Source organism: Brevundimonas sp. KH_060 (assembly GCF_057838275.1).
In genome coordinates, this window is record NZ_CM174463.1 from 108514 (window position 1) to 125201 (window position 16688).

Genomic DNA, 16688 nt, shown 5'->3' on the forward strand with positions numbered 1-16688 from the left:
CATAGCGTCTCTTCATCACCGAGGAGACGCCCGTGTCCGCTATCCAAGAAATTCCCGCGCCGGCCGACGTGCGCCCTGTCGCCGCCAAGCCTGCCGACCTCCTGCCTGATGATGCGCTGACTGCTGCCGAGCGGGCGAGCGCGACGGCTGAAGACGAGGCTGCCCAGAAGAAGCCCAGCCACACCCAGGCGCGCCACGACGCCGAGATGGAACGCCTGTCCCGGCACAGCATGTCGGTGCATTCGGAAGCTCTGCGCGCTGCGATCGAAGCCGCCATCCCCGTGAAGCAGCGGGCCTTTGAACTGGCCCAGGTTCACGAGAAGGCGGGCAGAGCCTTCTTCGCCGCCTCGCCCGGTCGCGAGCAGGAAGCGGCCCGTCAAGCCGAGATGGCCGCCGAGGCCGAGTGGCGGAACATGCGGGGTCAGCTGGGCGTCGCGGCGCTGGCCGTTGCCCATGCGCCGTTTTCTGATCTCCAGGACGTCGTCGCGCGGGCGGAGGCCTTCGCCGAGCTCGTCGGCCGCGCAGGGGACAACGACGTCCCCGATACGGACGAAGATCGTCTGCTGATGCTGGCCTCCTACAGGGCTGCAGTGCTGGAAATGATCGAGCGCCAGCCAAGCCGTGGCGACTGGGACGATGCAGTCGCCAACCTCCGCGGGATTGAAGGGCGGATCGACGCGCTCGAGGCGACCACCAACGTGGTTGCGCTGGAGAAGGCGTGGGCAGACCGGGATGACGCGATCACCGACCTGTTCTCCATGCAGCCGCCGCACCTGGACGGCCTGCTGTTGATGCTCGACTTGGTTCGCGAGCTTCGGTTCCTCGGGCGCGGGACCTACGGCAGTCGCGCCAACGCGATTGGCGACGAACAGGTCACCGCTCGGACCCTCCGGGACAAAAGCGACGAGGGTCTAGCCCAGGGGTTAGCGCTGATCGCCCAGCATGCGGCTCGGCTCCGGGATCTGGAAATGCCGCGGGACTGGCGTGACGCCATGCGCGACTTCGCCCGGATTGCCCCAGGCGCAGCGGACGCGGTGCGCAATGCCTTCGATCGCTGCATGCACCTGCCGCATCTGGAGGCCATCCAACTCGCCGGCAAGCCCGACAGCGAACTGCCCGTACTGATGTTCAGCGGCGCAGAAGGTGACCACTGGATTGGCCCCGAGAAGGCCTGGCGCGGGGAGGGCGTGAAATGACCCCGGCGCTGTTCGAACACCCCGCGATCCGCCCCTTCGAAATCCTCGGCGACGTCATGCAGCCGACGCTGCGGTCAGGCGACTTCCTGATGGTGAAGCCCGCCGGCAGCTATGAGGGCGAAGGCGTCTATATCCTCGACTTCACCGGCGAGGGCGGCTCGCCCTACCGCGCTGAGCGGGTGCCGGTCGCTGGCCGCCGCGAAGTGAAGATCTGGCACGATAACCCCGCGTATTCGCGCCACGTCATCGACCTGGAAGAGTTCGACGGCGCCGTTCGCGCCAAGGTCGTGGCCGAGGTCCGCATGAAGGTCGGACTGCACGAGTTGGCGAGGGTTGGCGCATGATCGCGCGTTTTGCTCTTGTCGGCCGGGACCAGAACGGGCGCCCCATCATCGCCTGCGGCGACGGAGCGACCGGGTACAACCCATTCGAGTTCCACCCCGGCGGGCGGTGGGAGCGCATCCTGACAGGTTGCGTCCTGGAGGGTCGACCTCTCACGAAAGCTGAGATCGCGGCTTTCTCGCGGTCCATCCGCCGTACCCACAACGACGATCTGGAACGCCAGAAGCTGAAGCGCGCGCTCCGCGGCCTCGTTCGCGCCGGCCTCCTCGTGAAGGTCTCGGCCGGCGAGCAAGCCACCTGGACCCCCTCGAAGCTCGGCGCGGCTTCCGTCCACGCATTTGGAGAAGCGGCATGACCGTCCGCGCCGAAGCCAACGACTTCGCCGCTTTTCTCGTTCTCAGCATGTGCGAGACCTACGGGGCGCCCGATCACGTCAGCCGCGACACGCTCTGGATCGACGTCGGAACGGAGACTAGCCGGGTCGATCTGTTCGAGCAGTTCGAGGATCACTTCGCGACGCACTTCACGGACGACGAGCGCGAGAGCGTCCGCAAGATCGGGGACATCCTCGATATGCTGGTTGCGAGCGACGAGGCTCGGCGCGGCGAGCGGGCCCATGCATGAAGTCACTCTTCGCCCTGACCGATCGGTGCTGCCGCTGGCCGGTCGGGCCCAGCTATCCGCCCGGCCAAATGGCCAAGCAGCTCTGGTGCGGCGCGCATCGCGGCCAGGGCGATTGGTTCTGCCCCGAGCACATGCGGCTCGCCTTTCCTCGGGCGCACCTGACGGCCGCCCAGGTCCGCGCCCGCAACCTTCTCACCATCAAGATCGCGCTGACGCGCCGGAGGGCCGACGTGACCCGAGATGAAAAGCTCGATGAGCTTCACCACAACGCCGATCTGCTGGGCCGAACCCCGATGCAGAGCGAGATCGACGCGGTTCTGGCCGCGCCCGAGAGCGAGGAGGTCGCGGCTCTGCGGACGCGCCTGAGCGAGGGTGCCGAAGCAGTGGCGCCCAACCTGGCCGAAATCGGCCCGTCCGGGCGCGACAAGCCCGCAGATGCTGGGTTTGAGGGTGGCGCCGAACTGGGCTCGGATTTGAGTCCTGCTATCCATGTTAAGGCCGAAAACATGGATGGCAGCATCCATGACAAGGGGGTCGTTCAGACCGATACCCTTCGTCCGGTCCAAGCTATCGATCTGGCCGAAAGCCCCGCTCCTATCCCTACGGAGCCGCCGCTGACCGAATGGATGGCCCCGGCCGATCTGCTGATCGAAGCGGCCTACCAGCGTGACCTGTCGCCTAAGTCGATGGATCTGATCAGGCGCATCGCCGAGCGCTGGGATTGGCGCCGGTTCAAGCCGCCCATCGTCGCTTGGTCAGAGCGCGGGTTCGAGATCATCGACGGCCAACACACGGCCATCGGTGCAGCGACGCGCGGCATCGACAAGATCCCGGTGCTGGTGGTCGAAGCCTCTGACCTGACCGACCGCGCCTCGGCGTTCGTCGGGCATAATCAGGACCGTCTGGCGATCACCCCCATTCAGATGCACCAGGCCAAGCTCGCCGCCGGCGACGAGGACGCCCTGACGGCCCAGCAGGTGATCGACAAGGCTGGGGCGACGCTGGTCATCAGCGCCTATGGCGCGCGGGGTTGGAAGCCCGGCGAGACCGTCGCCATCACTACCATCGACCAACTGGCCCGGAAACGCGGCGCCATGCGCGCCCGACAGGTCGTCGAGCTTCTGGTGAAGGCCGGAGCCGCGCCCATCAGCGCAGCGGCCATCAAGGCCGTCGACATGCTGATGTTCAAGCCGGAGTTCGCCGAGATCGACCTCGAGCATCTGCCGGCGGCGATCATCCAGACGGGCGACGTGGAGAAGGAAGCCAAGCTCGACGCCAAGACGCACTGCATCCCGGCTTGGGAGGCCATGGGCCGCATCTGGTTCAGGAAGTGCCGGAAGACGAGGAGGGCGGCATGACAAAGTTCATTGTCGAGGTCGAGAAGATGAACCCCTCCGAGGCCCTGGCGATCCTGATGGCCAAGCGCGCCGATCTCGACACCTGCAAGCCGGGCTGGGGCTGGACGATCCGCCTAGACGACCAGCGCGCATTCTGCCGCCGCACCAAGTCCGGCTACTCCATCAAGGAGCAGCGCCCGTGACCGACCTGTCGAAAGACGCCCGGCGCTTCGCCGAGGGCCTGAAGCGCGACGTCGCTGACTGGCAGGGCGATGACGATCTGCGCCTGGGCGCGGCCCAAACCCTGCTGAAGCAGGACGCCGAGATTGCTGAGCTTCGCGAGTCGAAGGACGCCATCGTCGCCATGATGCGGCTGCTCGTCGAGATGCCCGCGCAGCGCGCCCAGAACACCATGAAGGAGGCGCTGCGACAGATGGATCAACTGCGCGCCGAACAAATGAAGGAGGCTGCGCGATGACCGGCCAGACCTACGCCACGGGCAAGCCGCTGCCGCCCCGCGATCAATGGGTGCCGCGCATCTTCCACCGCCTGACGAATGGCGAGCCCATGTTCTATGTCATCGATCTTCCGGTCGACGACGATCTGAACGCCCACGCCGAGGCCAACCCCGGCACGCTGAAGATCGAAGACGGGCTGACCGGCGAAGTGCTTTGGAGGCAGCAGTGACGTTTCGCGTCATCGAGGGCGGCGGTCGTCCTGCCACACCCGCGCCGGGCACCGTCGAAGAGGCGCGGGCCCAGATCATCGATCGCGTTGCGGCGGCTATTTGGGGCTTCCAAGACGAGTATCCCGACCCGGTCTATGCGACTTGGTCGGAGATGAAGCAGCTATCGCTCTCGGATCGAGAGCGAGCAGCGAACGTCCGGCTGACCCTCCGGCAGGCCCGCGCTGCTATCGCCGCGCTTCGCCCGGACGACGCACTGGACGATGCCGACGTGGAGATCGTGGCAGCCGCTTGGGAGGGCTCCACCATTGGCGGCCCGCCATCGATCTGCCTGGGCAACATTCAGGGTTGGATTGACGAGGTGCTCAAATGACTGCGTTGCCTGACGTCGTCGCCACGGCGCGGACCTACGCCGCTCGCGACATCATCGACGACATCGCTGGCGCGATCTGCAAGGCCGGAGGTCGAAGCTGGCACCGCGCGCCAAAGGCGAGGCGAGACCGCTATCGCGCAATGGCACGCGCTTCCCTTGAGGCCATCCGCGTGGCCGATCCCGCCGTCATCGCTGCCACCTGCTATCTGGTCGACCCGCCGACACCAGCCGACTTCTCCATCGCCGCCGGTGCCGCCGCCTTGTTGCCGAAGACCGGCCATCCGGACGCTGGCGACGTGCTTGCCGACCTAGCGCGGGACTGGCGGCTGCAGATCGAAGGGATCTTGGCATGACGCCCGCAAATGACGCAGCACCCACCATCGGCCCCGCCACTGAGCGCCGCATCCAGATGGCCTTCGCGGACGCTTGCATCATCACCGCCCAGGCCGCCGCCAAGCTGCTGGGCATGGACGCTGGAACCCTGCGCGAGCTGACGGACGAGGGTGTGATCCGTGCCGTTCGACGCGGAGCTCGTCGTGCGTACACCGAGGGTGACATACGCTGTTATCTGACGCAGGCTGACGCCCCGGTCCGCGAGGAGAAGCCGAGGTCAACGGTTCACGTCCAGTCCAAGGTCGTGCCGTTCAGCCAGCGCAAGAAGACGGCCGGACGCTAGGAGGCTGAACGACATGAACGACGACCAAATCGTTGAGGCCGCGATCTACGAGGCCGGAATTCTGATGAAGAACTCCGCCGTAGCCTTCAGGCCTGCCCGGCAAACCGCTGAAGCGGTGATCATCAAAGGCGGCTTCCCGCCCATCGGCGCAGATGACGAGAAGCTTCAAGAGGAAGTCGTTCCGCTGGCCCAGATCCTGAGCGCCACCGATCCCGTTCAGCCTCTACGCGAGGCGATCTACAAGATTGAGGACAAGGTTTGCCCTCCAGGCATACCCCATGCGCGCGTCTATCGCGTCGACCCCTGATGTCCGTCTATCTGCCAAAAAACAGCCGGTACTGGGCCTACGATTTCCAGTACAAGGGCAGGCGCTACCACGGCTCGACGGGCGTGGAGACGAAGCGCAAGGCCGAGGAGGTCGAGCGACGCATCCGCACCAAGGCCGCGACCGGCGAACTGGACGACGCCTCGCAGATGACGCTCGACGAGGCCGCCGGCCGCTGGTGGACCGAGCGCGGCACGACCCTAAAGGGCGGCGCGCGCCTGGAAGCCCGGATCGAGCGCATGATGGCCGTCGTGGGGGCAGGGACGCGCATCTGCGACATCACCACCAACCACATCGCCACGGCCATTGAACGCCGCCGCGGCCAGGGCATCGTCAAGTCGAAGGCCAAGGGCGCGAAGGAATACCTGCCGTCCAACTCGACGGTGAACCGGGACATGATCGACACCCTGCGGCCGATCCTGAACCGCGCACGGAAGGCATGGGGCGCCAGGCTGCCCGAGATCGACTGGGAGGCCCTGCGGCTGAAGGAGCCGAAGCCTCGGCCCAAGGAGCTTGTCGGGGATGAGCTGGAGCGGGTCGAGGCCGAGGTTCTGCCGCATTGGCACGACCTGATCCGGTTCGCTGCCCGCTACGGCTGCCGCCTGTCGGAACTGTTCTTCTCGCTCGACGACCTCGACGTGGCCGACATCAACAACGCCCGCGTCCGCCTCCGGGACCGGAAGGGCGGCGACGACCACGTCATCCCCCTGCTGCCCGAGGACGCAGCCATGCTGTCGGCTCGGCTCGGCCGGGCGCGGGCGTCGAAGCTGGAGACGGTCTGGTATCGCGAACGTCGCCTACGAGGCCCGGCTGGCAAAGTCATACTGAAGGCGCTCAAGCCCGCGGGCGCCGCCATCGCCATGCGCCGTGCGATGAAGCGATCAGGCCTGAAGGACGCCAAGGGCCTGCGGGGCATCCACGACCTGCGCCACCACAGCGGCATGCAGATCCTGCGGGAGACCGGCAACCTGCGTCTGGCGCAGCGCCTCCTGGGTCATGCCGACATCAAGTCGACGATGGTTTACGCCCATGCGATCGAGGACGACGTCAAAGCCGGGCTTGCGGCGCTCTCCCGGAATAGTCCCGGAGCCACCAAGGGAGACGGCAAAAAGGGCAAATCGAAACAATCGCCTAAGGGGTCGCGCGCGGCGGCTTCATAACCCACAGGTCGGCGGTTCGATCCCGCCTCCAACCACCAACGCACACCCACTAGCTGGTGGGTGTTGCGGGAGAACGAACCGGGCGAGGTCACCGTGCAAGGTGACCCGCACCGGCGCTCCTCTCGATTTGTTGATGGGCTCGATGTCCACCTTCTGGATCAGGTCTCTGACGCTGTCGATCAGGTTTCTGTCCGTGTCGTCGGCGCTGCCGGCAGCCTCGGCCAGGCGCGCCTGGAGATGCTCGATCTCGGCCCGGCTGAGGTGGCGGTTGTTGTCGCAGGCGGACGCCCCCTTCTCGCGATAGGTCGCGCAGACCAGCCGTACCTGGCTGAGCGAGGTGTAGGACGCCCCGCAGCACCCGCACTTCGTCAGGCCTGACAGCAGCCTCGGTCGCCGGCGCAAGCTCGCCCGCTGAGACGGGTCGGCCGTCTGGCGGCTGTCGAGGCGCTGCTGGGCGGCCTTCCAAAGGTCCTGACCGATGATGGCCAGGTGCGGGACGTTGATGCGCTTATGCTCGCTCGGAGGTTTGCAGATGGTGATCTTGCGGCCGGTCTGGCGGTCCTTTCGCATCTCGACCGCGCCGCCGGGCTGGGAGCGATAGCCGTAAAGGCGCGAGCCGGTCGCGAGACCCTTCTCCGCATTTGAGGCCATACCGCGCTTGGTCTTCATGCTGAGGTTGCGGATGAAGTCCTGGGCGATGAGCCCCTTGAAGGCGACGTGCATATCCTGGACCCGGTCGGTCGACAGGGTGGCGATGCCGGCACCGATGTCGGCCAGGCGGTTGGCCACGTGCGCCAGGTGCTCCAGGTTGCGGGCGAGGCGATCTTCGTCTTCCGCCAACAGCAGGTCGAACTCGCCTCGGTCGGCCGCAGCGAGCGCCGCGAGAAGCCCGGGGCGATTCGCCATGGCTGCGCCGGAAATGGCGGCGTCGGTGTAGGTGCCGACGACGGCCCAGCCCTTGGCGGCGTCATCGCTGAGGAACTGTCGTCGTGAAACTGCATCACACCCTCGATCTTGAAGTCTCGAACGGCGTCGGGTTGTTCGCCCTGGCCATTGTGGCGGCGGCGATCGGCACCGTGGCCGTGGCGCTAATCGTGACTCGCGAGCCTGTCGTTCGGCAAGGGGGCGGCGCTGGCGGCCTGGAAGTCGCGGCGCGCATCCGCACGGACCATGGCCTGAATGATGCGCAGCAGGGCGGGATCGAGCCCGCCGGAAGGGGGCTCGATCGCTTCGCTGACGCGGCGAGGAGCGGGAGCCATGACTAGTGTCGAGATCCTGCTGCTGAGATCGTGGCCCACATCTCGTTTGCCCGCTGGATTTGTTCGGCGACGGGCATGGCGTCGATGTCGTCTGCTGCCTCCTCGAGCGCGTCCGCGATCCAGCCGAGCCCTGCCGCCACGGCTTCAGGGCTGCGCCAAGAGGGCACCATTCGGCGCGTCTTGGCCGGGCTCATGATCAGCGCTTGTCCCGCGCCCTGCAGACCGACGCGAAAGCCGACGCCACGCACCGGCACCATGCCGGCGACGACGCCGTCGTGGTGAAGGGGGATTCCTTCAAGGCTGGGCGATCTGGGAGGCGCGGACGTCATTGCCCGGCCTCGATGATGCGGATGCTGCGCGGGTGGCAGGGCACGGCGTGCCGAATGCTGGCGAAGGCGACGTAGACGTAGGCCGTGGACGACTTGCCGGTCGTCATCGAGGGGGCTAGGCGCTGGGCCTCTCGTCTGGGCAAGGAGAAGACGGGATGACCTGGGTCGACTGGATCGCCGCGCTGGCCAGCGGCTATGGCAGCGCCTGCCTGCAACTGCGGGCGCAGGCGCTGAAGCCCGCATGGGCGACTACCCCGAGGGACTGGGCGATGTGCGACGGGCGCTGTTCATCCTGTCGCTGATCCTGGGTGCCTATTCCCTGACCGTTCTGGTCGGGGACTATGGCGCATCCCGCACCGAGGCGCTGCTGGTCTGCGCCGTGGCCTACACCGCCCATGTCCTGTGGCGGAACGTGAGGCGGCAGAGCGTCAGTCGCGCCGCCTGAAGCCGCGCGCGCCGTGCGCACCCCCTGAAAACTGAACTGGAGAACCCGATGGGATTCCGCTTTTCCAAGCGGTCGATGGACCATGCGCGCGAGGTCGATCCGCTGTTGATGGCAGGCCGAGAAGGTGCGGTGCGGCGTGTCGCGGACCATGGACTCGGCGCACGTCATCAAGGCTGGCGCGGCGTTCTCGACCGGACTGGACGTCGTGTCCTACATCGACGGCGTCTTCACCTGGGGCGACGACCACTGGCGCGTGAAGACGAAGGCGGGCGCCGTCATCGAGCCCTTCTATGAGATCGCCTTGGCCATGCGGGAGGCCGCCATCTACCCGCCGAGCGCCGACCTGGTCGTTGAGGCCAAGCCGGTCATGCCGACTGAGGGGGGGGCGTGGGACCGTGTGCTGAACGACCTGCCGGCCGGGCCTGCGGCGATGAAGGCCGGCGTCGAAGGCTACAGGCGCGGCGCAAGGCCATGGGCAAGAGCGCCCTGCTGGACGGGCCGCATTTCGAGATCGTGCGATGAGGGAGTTCCTCCGCGCCATCGGCCCGGCGTCATGGCCGATGGCGCCCTCCGCGTTCTGCTGCTGTTCGTCATGGGCTGGTGCGCCGCCACAGCGCTCTGCCACATTGGGACTCAGGGCGCGCCGCGATCGCCCGCCTCAGTTCTGATCAGCACCCGCATGGCACCGCCAGGGAGCACGACTTGGGTACTGAATTTCCGCCTGAAATCACCAGCCACCCATCGGCTGACTTCAGGTTGCTCGTACGCCCCCTCTCGCTTAACGAAGGGGCAGCTCTAATGTGGCCGCTGGGGGTCTATTATGGGCAGCCAAAACCGTGGGGCGATGATGACTGAAGATGCTAGCGAACTCATTGCAGCGGCCGAGATTGCTAAACGTGATGGGGCTCCAGAAGCTGCGATATCGCTCCTGCAGCAAGCCTTTGAGGTCCAACCTACCCCGATATTGGCGGCGCGAATCGGCAATGAAGCAGTGCTTGCTCAGGACTTTTCGTTAGCTCGGTGGGCATTTACACAGCAAGCGTCCACGGGCCTCGGGTCTCACCAATGGAACTCGGCGTTTGGGCTCGCCAGAGTTGAGATCATTCTGGGGGAAAGAGAGGCCTTCGACCGCAGCATCGCAGGACTGTCTGGAAAATGGCAGACTGGCGTTCCTGCCATAAATCGGCTGCTGATTACGGCAATGCGGCACCGCCGTGTTGACTGGCTTGGCGATTTACTAGCCAGATATTGTCTAGCTCTTCGGAAGGAGGTGCTCCCTGAGCTGATCGGGGCAACTCTCACACGGATACGCGACGAGGCGGCGGCCGCAGCGTTACTCGACGCTCTGCGGGTCGCTAGCGGTTCCAAAATGTCGCCCGCGGCTATTTCCATCTGTTGCTATTTAAGCATGGTGGGTGGGGAGCGGGCCGCCGTGTTGGGGTGGTTTCAAAAACTGGCTCTAGCCGGCGGCGATCAGCATGCATTGGCCGAGCCCGCCAAAAGCGCATTGGCGGTGCTTCCCCAGACACTCGAAGCGCACCTCGATCCCTTCTCTGCGACTTTAACCGAGCGCTTGGCGGTCATAGACGCTGTCATCCGGGCACCGGTGGCGCTGATGGTGAACTCCAAGAACCAACCCGAGGAGATATCTGGCCTTCTGAAGGGGGCCAGGAGCGCAGCCATTCTGCCGGTTACCTCAGATCTTCTGAGCAACAGGCAGCGCGAAGAGGAGTGGCTGAACGCGCTGGCTTCATTCGGCCCGCGTTCCGGCGTGCGGATCGTCGACTACGTCACAGAGTATGGGGATGTGAACTCGGCACCGGCGAACGTACTATCCGACGCGGCGGATGCAGTAGCGAAATGCGTCATGGAGGGCCTCCCTGGTGAGCTGCCTAGCCGCATAAAGGCCTTCCTGAGCCGGCACCCAATCGTGGCCGAAATGCAGGTGAGTGATGCGGTGTTCCGGCATCTTCGTCGCCGCGCCTCCCTCATGGGGTTCCTCGCCGCAGAGAAGCCGGCGGCGATCATTGTCTATGCATCGACTGCCGCGAGCCTTCGCGAAAGCCTTGTCATGGCAGAGGCCGCAAATAGCGGTGCCAAAATTCTCATCGGCAGTGCGTGCGCTCCCTATCACCTTTGGCCTAGCGTTCTCGATGCTGGAAAACCGGCCGCCGAAGAGGCCCCTAAGGTCAATGACGACTCGCTAGGCATCCAGACTGACGAAGATGCTTGGAGCCGGATCGATGCAGAGCTTGCTGATTGGGGGCCAGTAGCGGCTCGAAAGCTAGCCAACGCAAGCAAGCCGCCTATCCTCATCTCAACCGCCGTCGATCGGGTTTATGGGCCGACCGTCCGGATTTTGAAGTCCGAGATTGAAAGCCAATACAGCGTGTTTTCCTTGTTTATGCCTTCTATAGGGAGGGTCGGTGAAAGCCACGACAAGCTCCTGCCTTGGTCTGTGGAGAGCGAACGCCTTTTGGAATTGCCGGCGCTTCCGCCGCGGCTCGTGAGTGGAGTAGTTCAGTCAGACACGGTCGACGCGTGGTTGGTTAGGATCAACACGCAGATCCAGCCAGCACTCGACGCTGCGGCGATGGTTCGACACGAGTTGTCGAGCGCGATCTCTGACCTACTCACATCACTGCTCACTCGCTCGCTTCCGCAACAGATGCATCAAGCCAAGGCGCTGGAAAGGTTGTTCGCCTTGGCTCGCCCGGCGGCTGTCCTAGCCCAGCCCACTCGGATTGCCACACACTTGGTGACGGTGCGCGAGGCGCGCGCGGCCTCAATCCTCTCTATCGAGGCCATGGCTGTGTACATGAGCCGGATGCCCCGGTATCGCACGCCAGCGGCAGACGCGGTCTTGGCTATTGATACCTATAGCCGAGATTTACTGACTGGGCATTTTGGTCTTCGCCAAGATCAGGTGGATATTGTTGGGTCCCTAAGGTTCGAGCCATCAATCGTTCGCCTTTCTGAGGTGCCGAAGGCAATAAACGAAGATGCTCGGCCGATGATCATGGTCGTAACCCAGACCGGCTCGCTTGCGCGCAACCGCGCACTTGTCTGGAATTCTCTGAACATTCTTCGGAAGGTAGACGGCGACTATCGCTTGGTTGTTAAGGTTCACCCAGGAGAGCCGGAGCTTCACGTAAAGGCGTATCTTGGCGAAATCGCGCGCTTCCAGATGTCTGACAGGGCATCTGTCACTAAAGACCAGGATCCCTACGAGTTGGCGCGCTCCGCTAAACTGGTGGTGTCTAGCTTCAGCAACCTGGCTTTGGAGGCCGCTGCTTTTGGCGTTTCGGTTCTGGTATTGGCGCTTGATGAAGGCGTTCTGCCAGTACCATTTGACACAATGGGCGTAGCGGTTGTTGCGCGTCGAGGGGCGGAATTTATTGCTTTCGCCGCGGACCTTCTTCAAGACAGCCTTATTTCTGCGAAGCTTAAAGAAACACGCGACGCCTTCTTCGAGCAGAATCGTTTGTTGAATTCCCCTGGCGCGGGAGCGGCGGCGGGAAAGGCTGTAGTTCGTAGGGTTTCGGCCGGTCCCGGCGCTTGGTTTGCCCCCGACCTACTTTCGACGAAAGTTGCTGATCGCCGGGTGTCGTGGGCTGTGTCACGAGAGCGGAACCAGTGGCGCTTTCGACGGTCTGGGCACGAGCTAAGCTCATTTGGCGCGAGAAGACTGGTCCTCGTCGAGTGGACCACCCGACCTAAAACACTGGTCGAGTTTCTTTCGTCACTTACTCCCAGCGATGCTGCGGTCACCTATGTTTGCGCCAATCCAGCTCTGAGGAGTGAGCTTCAGAGCTCGGAAGCCTATAGGCATGGCCATGATGAAATCGCCGCTTACGCGGCTGTCGACACCTCGCTAGACGACCATTTCTATGCTGCGGCCGGCGACTTTGTGGCGCCGCTGAGAGAGGCTCTGGCATCAGAATTAGGCGAGTCCTACCTACCCGACGCTGTTTCGGATCGTCTGCAAGATCAACTCATAATACCCTATAGGTTTGTCTCTGATGCGTTAAGACTATCCAGTCTGGATGGCTATGAAGAAGCAATCCTGGTGGGGAACCCGAATGGCAATGCAATGTCGTTGGTAGTCCCACTGTTGTTCGATGGGGGGGTTAATTCGGTTGTTTACTACACCGGATCGGCGACCGTTCGCGAACGTGATGCGCTCAACGACGCGCTAGAAGCTGAGGAGCGCGACGATCTTCTCGAACTATCTCCCTTCGCCCTCGGTTCTCATGGACCAAATCCGCTCGACTTTCTTCGAGATCGTCGAGCGATCCTGGTGACGACTGCCGCGGATCCCACCTACAGAGACAGCGCGGTGGAGATCGTTGGAGGCTCGCAGCAGCCTGCCGAGTGGGGCGTGGCTTTGTTGGCTGGCGATCAAATGGCCCGCGACGAACTGGATCAGGAGATCCGACATTCTGTGCAAAACGCCAGCCACACGCCCTCCGGCATGATTTTAGGAACCCGACGCGCGGCTATCGCACAGGGTACGGCAAACGCGCTTCAACGTTCATTCGCTACTCTTCAACGCGCATCCGCAACAAATGATGACGCGGTGGCGAAGGTCTTCCGCAGGTACCTTTGTTCACTTGCGTCACTCCATATTTCCAGGAATGCGTCATACGCATTATCAGTGGGTGCCAACTTCGAAGAAGTATTATCAGATTGCGCAGCGAGGGTTGTGGCTGCAACGCCCGGAAGAAGTACAGAGGCGCGGATTGCGTTTCATGTTGCCAAAGCGCACGAGATTTCTACGCTCGATATTCAAACGGGTACTTTTTCGGCTAGTAAGCGATATAGGAAGCCCATCGCGGACATGGTTACCGCGATAGATCGAGCTCACCACAACATTTACAGTGAGTATTTTGGCGTCGATCCGGAAATCATTGAGACCGTGGGCTCTCCGCGCATCGATCGTCGTCTGCGACCTGTGAGGGCGGCTGATCGCCAAGGTGCGCGAACGGAGTATTTCCGCAAGCTTGGTATTTCCGGCGATCCCGTCGTAACTCTGCTAGCTACCCAGCCCATTGAATGGGGGCGGGCCGAGGAGATCGTCCGGCTCACGCTCGCCGGGGCGCCTCTTGGTTCCCTTACCGTCATCAAGCCACACCCTGCCGAAACACCGGAGCGCGTCGAGGCATATGTTGCAGCGGCCAATGGGTCAGGCAGGTGGAAGCATGTCCATGTTGAGCGTGAACAATCCGCATACGCGTTGTTGCCGATAGCAGACGTTGTCGCGACCTATTTCAGTACGCTTGCGCTTGAGGGCTTCGCTGTTCGACGTGAGGTGGCAGTCATCGATCCGTTCTCCAGCCCGCCTACGCTTGATTTTGCGGCCATGGGGGTGGGCTCGAGAGTGCGGAAGCCGCGCGATCTGACCGCTATAATAAAGCGAGCGAAGAACCGCGATGTGGCCTTGAGTGTCGATCCCATGTTGGCCGCGCTGCAAGATGGCCGCTCAGCGGAGCGCATCGATGACATTATCGACGAATTGTCTCGAGGTCGTGTACCGGGCTTCGCCCAGTGATGGCCGCGTAGCTGAAGAGGCTGGAGCCCGCGTCCAGTTGTTGTGGCGGGCATCCCGGCGTCGCCGTCGGCGTAGCTGCTGATCGTCACGCCTGGGCCTCGCAGGCCGCAGGGCTGACATCTGAGGGACGGCCGCAGGTCCTTTATCGGCGTGCGCCGGGCCTGCTTCGGCCACAGAGCCCACGCGGGGTCGACCTTGTGTCCGCAGGCGCACGTCAGTTCCATCTGGTCGCAAGGCGCGATGTCATCCATCGCGACCGTGTCGTCGTAATCGCGATGCATGCCTTAGTGCGCCGTCACGCCGCTTGCAGCGCACGCCGTGCGCAGACGCGCCAATGTTCCCGGCGCCTTCGTCTCGATCTCACGAAGGATTGCGCCCGCCCCGGTCCGGCCGTCTGCGCTGTGTAGGTCCAGGCCGGCCAGGCGTAGCATCAAGGCGGCCAGTTCCTTGTCCGCTGGGGCGCTCATCGAGGCGGCCGCCCGACATGGGTCATGCCGGCGATCAGCCCCGCAATCAGCGCGCGATCGCGCGGCGGCGGAGTGATCCGCTCCTCCATCAGGGCTGCCAGCTCTTCCAGCTCGGCCTTGAACCGCTCTTCGGGCGGCGAACCGGGTTCGTCTCGCTTCATCGTCTCCTCCATCCATTCCGCCTCTCGTCCGGGGCGGGATCGGCGCGCCCCAACGCGTCGACCTGCGGGAGGGGGGGCTCCTAACCGTGCAGGGGACCTGCCCGCAAATGAATTGCTCTCGTAATGTTCTCTATGTCGGCCAACGCCCCGTCGCGGCCGCCGAGCCGCCCGCAGCGTGGCTGGGCGGCAAGCGCTACCTAGCCAAGCCCATCTGTCATATTCTGGCTGCGACCGATCATGACGCCTATGTCGAACCCTTCATCGGCATGGGGGGGGGCGTCTTCCTGCGCCGGCGGGTTCGGCCGTCGGTCGAGGTCATCAACGACATCTCCGGCGATATCGTCACCCTGTTCCGGGTGCAGCAGCGTTTTCTCGATGCCCTGCTGCGGGAGTTGCGGTGGCGACCGGCGACGCGAAGCGAGTTCGCCAGGCTGAACGAAACGCAGTATTGTGACCTGTTCGCCTGGGCCGACATCGAGGCCGTGCAGACGACCTACACCATCGCCGGCGGAGACAAGGCGTCGACGGCGGCTGAACTGTTGATCGGGAAGGGGGTGAAGCTGGCGCCGGCGGCGGCTCAGGCGAGCCTATTCTAGGCTAGATGGCCAGTTTCACGATCCGTTCCAATGTGGGTGTGCGTTGGTAGCCGCCTCCAACCACCACGGATTTTCTCTAGTGAATGGCTTAGTGCGAGAGCTCTTCTGCCTGCTGAGGAGCCGCCGCTGCGGACCTGTCCTTGTGTCAGCCGCCAATAAGGCCGACTCGCGCGGCAAAGCTGGCGCCGCCGTAGGCTGCATAGATCAGAAGCATGGCGCCTAGGGACAATGTGAACAGACGAGGCCCGCGAGCCAGGGCGGCTATGAGCAGAAGACCGAAGTAGCCTCCCTGCGATATGGCGAGCTCCAAGGCAGTCGGCCGCTCGATAGAGAACACAAATACCCCGGTCATCGTGATGGCGCTGGCGGTAAAGACTAGAAGAAGGACGCGGTGTTTGTTTCGCCAGAACCACTCATCCAGGTCCGGCCAAGCCTCCATGTCGCTGGGGAAAACCATCGACGCAGCGAAATAGTAGAGCGCCGCCACAAACAAACTGGTCAAGACGGTGTCGTAACCGACTGTTAGTCGCTCGCGCATTTCCCAGATGTTGGTCCAGTAACTGGCGACGTCCACCATGACGAATACGGCGAGCACAATGCTAAGCCAGCCCAGGCGCACGGTTTGTCCATGATATCGGTGGTGCGTCTGGCGCGCCTTCAGCGCCCTCGGAGAATTTCGATCAGCACAAACCCCAATAAGAGCCCGATGAGAGAGAAAAGAAAGTCGAAACCGTTCATGGGGGCCCCTTGCAATTCAACGCTTCCACGGAACATTGAAATCTACAAGGCGGGGCTCGTGTTGGGGGAGTCTCAGCTACATCGGCCTACCATGAAGTCTGCCCCGTAGCGCCTCATCCTTGAGGAATGCGCGAGGCGCCGCCGGTGATCTTGCAGACGTAGTCGGTCTGCGGGCGGCCGGTCTGGCGGCCGGTAGGCGAAATGATGCCGCCGCGGTCGCGGCATTCGGCGTCCAGCTTGTCCATCTCCTGCTGATAGGTCGGCAAGGGGCGGCCCGAGGCGCAGGCGGCGAGCGCCAGCGGGGCGACGAGGACGGCGGCGAGGAACAGGGGGGCGCGCATGGCGGTCTCCTTCAGCCGGTGAAACGAGCGGCGAGACGGAATGATCCTCCTGAATCTGTCTCGGAGCAAGGCTAGGCTTCAGG

Annotated in this window: 23 protein-coding genes; 18 read left to right on the forward strand and 5 right to left on the reverse strand. The window is 63.8% G+C overall.

All coding sequences use genetic code 11. The annotated features are described in order from the left end of the window. Positions 1-32 precede the first annotated feature (32 nt). From AC3IPP_RS00565 to AC3IPP_RS00625, 13 genes are read left to right on the forward strand one after another with little or no spacing between them, the layout of a single operon-like run. Positions 33-1196 (forward strand): hypothetical protein, encoded by a 1164-nt coding sequence (locus AC3IPP_RS00565; protein WP_489149948.1) that lies wholly within the window; start codon positions 33-35, stop codon positions 1194-1196. Beyond that, positions 1193-1540, forward strand: coding sequence for a hypothetical protein (locus tag AC3IPP_RS00570; protein WP_489149949.1), 348 nt, complete (start codon positions 1193-1195; stop codon positions 1538-1540). Before AC3IPP_RS00565 ends, AC3IPP_RS00570 begins: the two co-directional genes overlap by 4 nt. Then, on the forward strand, positions 1537-1893 hold the full coding sequence (locus AC3IPP_RS00575) for a hypothetical protein (RefSeq protein ID WP_489149950.1): 357 nt from the start codon (positions 1537-1539) through the stop codon (positions 1891-1893). Before AC3IPP_RS00570 ends, AC3IPP_RS00575 begins: the two co-directional genes overlap by 4 nt. After that, positions 1890-2162 (forward strand): hypothetical protein, encoded by a 273-nt coding sequence (locus tag AC3IPP_RS00580; RefSeq protein WP_489149951.1) that lies wholly within the window; start codon positions 1890-1892, stop codon positions 2160-2162. The genes AC3IPP_RS00575 and AC3IPP_RS00580 overlap by 4 nt, the downstream gene beginning before the upstream one ends. After that, on the forward strand, positions 2159-3520 hold the full coding sequence (locus AC3IPP_RS00585; RefSeq protein WP_489149952.1) for a hypothetical protein: 1362 nt from the start codon (positions 2159-2161) through the stop codon (positions 3518-3520). Before AC3IPP_RS00580 ends, AC3IPP_RS00585 begins: the two co-directional genes overlap by 4 nt. After that, positions 3517-3702: a hypothetical protein gene (locus AC3IPP_RS00590; protein ID WP_489149953.1), complete on the forward strand. Its 186-nt coding sequence runs from the start codon at positions 3517-3519 to the stop codon at positions 3700-3702. Before AC3IPP_RS00585 ends, AC3IPP_RS00590 begins: the two co-directional genes overlap by 4 nt. After that, positions 3699-3977 (forward strand): hypothetical protein, encoded by a 279-nt coding sequence (locus AC3IPP_RS00595; protein ID WP_489149954.1) that lies wholly within the window; start codon positions 3699-3701, stop codon positions 3975-3977. Before AC3IPP_RS00590 ends, AC3IPP_RS00595 begins: the two co-directional genes overlap by 4 nt. Beyond that, positions 3974-4186 (forward strand): hypothetical protein, encoded by a 213-nt coding sequence (locus AC3IPP_RS00600; RefSeq protein ID WP_489149955.1) that lies wholly within the window; start codon positions 3974-3976, stop codon positions 4184-4186. The genes AC3IPP_RS00595 and AC3IPP_RS00600 overlap by 4 nt, the downstream gene beginning before the upstream one ends. Then, positions 4183-4557 (forward strand): hypothetical protein, encoded by a 375-nt coding sequence (locus AC3IPP_RS00605; RefSeq protein WP_489149956.1) that lies wholly within the window; start codon positions 4183-4185, stop codon positions 4555-4557. The genes AC3IPP_RS00600 and AC3IPP_RS00605 overlap by 4 nt, the downstream gene beginning before the upstream one ends. A gap of 5 nt (positions 4558-4562) precedes the next feature. Continuing rightward, positions 4563-4910, forward strand: coding sequence for a hypothetical protein (locus AC3IPP_RS00610; RefSeq protein ID WP_489177427.1), 348 nt, complete (start codon positions 4563-4565; stop codon positions 4908-4910). After that, positions 4907-5233, forward strand: a complete 327-nt coding sequence (locus tag AC3IPP_RS00615) for a helix-turn-helix domain-containing protein (protein ID WP_489149958.1) — start codon at positions 4907-4909, stop codon at positions 5231-5233. The genes AC3IPP_RS00610 and AC3IPP_RS00615 overlap by 4 nt, the downstream gene beginning before the upstream one ends. 13 nt (positions 5234-5246) lie before the next feature. Then, positions 5247-5540: a hypothetical protein gene (locus AC3IPP_RS00620; RefSeq protein WP_489149959.1), complete on the forward strand. Its 294-nt coding sequence runs from the start codon at positions 5247-5249 to the stop codon at positions 5538-5540. Next, positions 5540-6718: a tyrosine-type recombinase/integrase gene (locus AC3IPP_RS00625; RefSeq protein ID WP_489149960.1), complete on the forward strand. Its 1179-nt coding sequence runs from the start codon at positions 5540-5542 to the stop codon at positions 6716-6718. Before AC3IPP_RS00620 ends, AC3IPP_RS00625 begins: the two co-directional genes overlap by 1 nt. Here the strand turns inward: AC3IPP_RS00625 and AC3IPP_RS00630 are convergent. After that, a complete protein-coding gene (locus tag AC3IPP_RS00630; protein ID WP_489177428.1) occupies positions 6713-7624 on the reverse strand; it encodes a recombinase family protein in 912 nt (303 codons plus the stop codon). The genes AC3IPP_RS00625 and AC3IPP_RS00630 overlap by 6 nt on opposite strands. Positions 7625-7707: 83 nt before the next feature. Between AC3IPP_RS00630 and AC3IPP_RS00635 the strand changes: the two genes are divergently transcribed. Further along, positions 7708-7983: a hypothetical protein gene (locus tag AC3IPP_RS00635; RefSeq protein ID WP_489149961.1), complete on the forward strand. Its 276-nt coding sequence runs from the start codon at positions 7708-7710 to the stop codon at positions 7981-7983. Here the strand turns inward: AC3IPP_RS00635 and AC3IPP_RS00640 are convergent. After that, a complete protein-coding gene (locus tag AC3IPP_RS00640) occupies positions 7980-8306 on the reverse strand; it encodes a hypothetical protein (RefSeq protein WP_489149962.1) in 327 nt (108 codons plus the stop codon). The two genes, AC3IPP_RS00635 and AC3IPP_RS00640, sit on opposite strands and share 4 nt — an antisense overlap. A 241-nt stretch (positions 8307-8547) precedes the next feature. Between AC3IPP_RS00640 and AC3IPP_RS00645 the strand changes: the two genes are divergently transcribed. The 3 genes from AC3IPP_RS00645 (at position 8548) to AC3IPP_RS00655 (ending at position 14302) form a co-directional block, all read left to right on the forward strand. Beyond that, entirely contained in the window at positions 8548-8751 is a 204-nt protein-coding gene (locus AC3IPP_RS00645; protein ID WP_489149963.1) for a hypothetical protein, read from the forward strand. 148 nt (positions 8752-8899) lie between these two features. Next, the gene (locus tag AC3IPP_RS00650; RefSeq protein ID WP_489149964.1) at positions 8900-9550 is read left to right on the forward strand and encodes a hypothetical protein; all 651 of its coding nucleotides are present in this window, start codon (positions 8900-8902) and stop codon (positions 9548-9550) included. Between the two features lie 21 nt (positions 9551-9571). Beyond that, entirely contained in the window at positions 9572-14302 is a 4731-nt protein-coding gene (locus AC3IPP_RS00655; protein WP_489149965.1) for a hypothetical protein, read from the forward strand. A 463-nt stretch (positions 14303-14765) separates the two neighbouring features. Here AC3IPP_RS00655 and AC3IPP_RS00660 read toward each other — a convergent pair whose 3' ends face one another. Beyond that, positions 14766-14930 (reverse strand): hypothetical protein, encoded by a 165-nt coding sequence (locus AC3IPP_RS00660; RefSeq protein WP_489149967.1) that lies wholly within the window; start codon positions 14928-14930, stop codon positions 14766-14768. Between the two features lie 107 nt (positions 14931-15037). Here AC3IPP_RS00660 and AC3IPP_RS00665 point away from each other — a divergent pair, with 107 nt between their 5' ends. Next, the gene (locus AC3IPP_RS00665; RefSeq protein WP_489149968.1) at positions 15038-15526 is read left to right on the forward strand and encodes a DNA adenine methylase; all 489 of its coding nucleotides are present in this window, start codon (positions 15038-15040) and stop codon (positions 15524-15526) included. A gap of 145 nt (positions 15527-15671) precedes the next feature. Here AC3IPP_RS00665 and AC3IPP_RS00670 read toward each other — a convergent pair whose 3' ends face one another. Together AC3IPP_RS00670 and AC3IPP_RS00675 are read right to left on the reverse strand one after the other, a co-directional pair. Further along, positions 15672-16145, reverse strand: coding sequence for a hypothetical protein (locus tag AC3IPP_RS00670; RefSeq protein WP_489149969.1), 474 nt, complete (start codon positions 16143-16145; stop codon positions 15672-15674). Between the two features lie 232 nt (positions 16146-16377). Then, entirely contained in the window at positions 16378-16605 is a 228-nt protein-coding gene (locus AC3IPP_RS00675) for a hypothetical protein (RefSeq protein ID WP_489149970.1), read from the reverse strand. Positions 16606-16688: the final 83 nt, after the last annotated feature.

Bases quoted from the DNA above. Each gene is read 5' to 3' on its own strand.
- AC3IPP_RS00570 (WP_489149949.1), top strand. From the start codon at position 1,193: ATGACCCCGGCGCTGTTCGAACACCCCGCGATCCGCCCCTTCGAAATC.
- AC3IPP_RS00575 (WP_489149950.1), top strand. From the start codon at position 1,537: ATGATCGCGCGTTTTGCTCTTGTCGGCCGGGACCAGAACGGGCGCCCC.
- AC3IPP_RS00580 (WP_489149951.1), top strand. From the start codon at position 1,890: ATGACCGTCCGCGCCGAAGCCAACGACTTCGCCGCTTTTCTCGTTCTC.
- AC3IPP_RS00585 (WP_489149952.1), top strand. From the start codon at position 2,159: ATGAAGTCACTCTTCGCCCTGACCGATCGGTGCTGCCGCTGGCCGGTC.
- AC3IPP_RS00590 (WP_489149953.1), top strand. From the start codon at position 3,517: ATGACAAAGTTCATTGTCGAGGTCGAGAAGATGAACCCCTCCGAGGCC.
- AC3IPP_RS00600 (WP_489149955.1), top strand. From the start codon at position 3,974: ATGACCGGCCAGACCTACGCCACGGGCAAGCCGCTGCCGCCCCGCGAT.
- AC3IPP_RS00615 (WP_489149958.1), top strand. From the start codon at position 4,907: ATGACGCCCGCAAATGACGCAGCACCCACCATCGGCCCCGCCACTGAG.
- AC3IPP_RS00620 (WP_489149959.1), top strand. From the start codon at position 5,247: ATGAACGACGACCAAATCGTTGAGGCCGCGATCTACGAGGCCGGAATT.
- AC3IPP_RS00625 (WP_489149960.1), top strand. From the start codon at position 5,540: ATGTCCGTCTATCTGCCAAAAAACAGCCGGTACTGGGCCTACGATTTC.
- AC3IPP_RS00630 (WP_489177428.1), bottom strand. From the start codon at position 7,624: ATGGCGAATCGCCCCGGGCTTCTCGCGGCGCTCGCTGCGGCCGACCGA.
- AC3IPP_RS00640 (WP_489149962.1), bottom strand. From the start codon at position 8,306: ATGACGTCCGCGCCTCCCAGATCGCCCAGCCTTGAAGGAATCCCCCTT.
- AC3IPP_RS00645 (WP_489149963.1), top strand. From the start codon at position 8,548: ATGGGCGACTACCCCGAGGGACTGGGCGATGTGCGACGGGCGCTGTTC.
- AC3IPP_RS00650 (WP_489149964.1), top strand. From the start codon at position 8,900: ATGGACTCGGCGCACGTCATCAAGGCTGGCGCGGCGTTCTCGACCGGA.
- AC3IPP_RS00655 (WP_489149965.1), top strand. From the start codon at position 9,572: ATGGGCAGCCAAAACCGTGGGGCGATGATGACTGAAGATGCTAGCGAA.
- AC3IPP_RS00660 (WP_489149967.1), bottom strand. From the start codon at position 14,930: ATGAAGCGAGACGAACCCGGTTCGCCGCCCGAAGAGCGGTTCAAGGCC.
- AC3IPP_RS00665 (WP_489149968.1), top strand. From the start codon at position 15,038: ATGAATTGCTCTCGTAATGTTCTCTATGTCGGCCAACGCCCCGTCGCG.
- AC3IPP_RS00675 (WP_489149970.1), bottom strand. From the start codon at position 16,605: ATGCGCGCCCCCCTGTTCCTCGCCGCCGTCCTCGTCGCCCCGCTGGCG.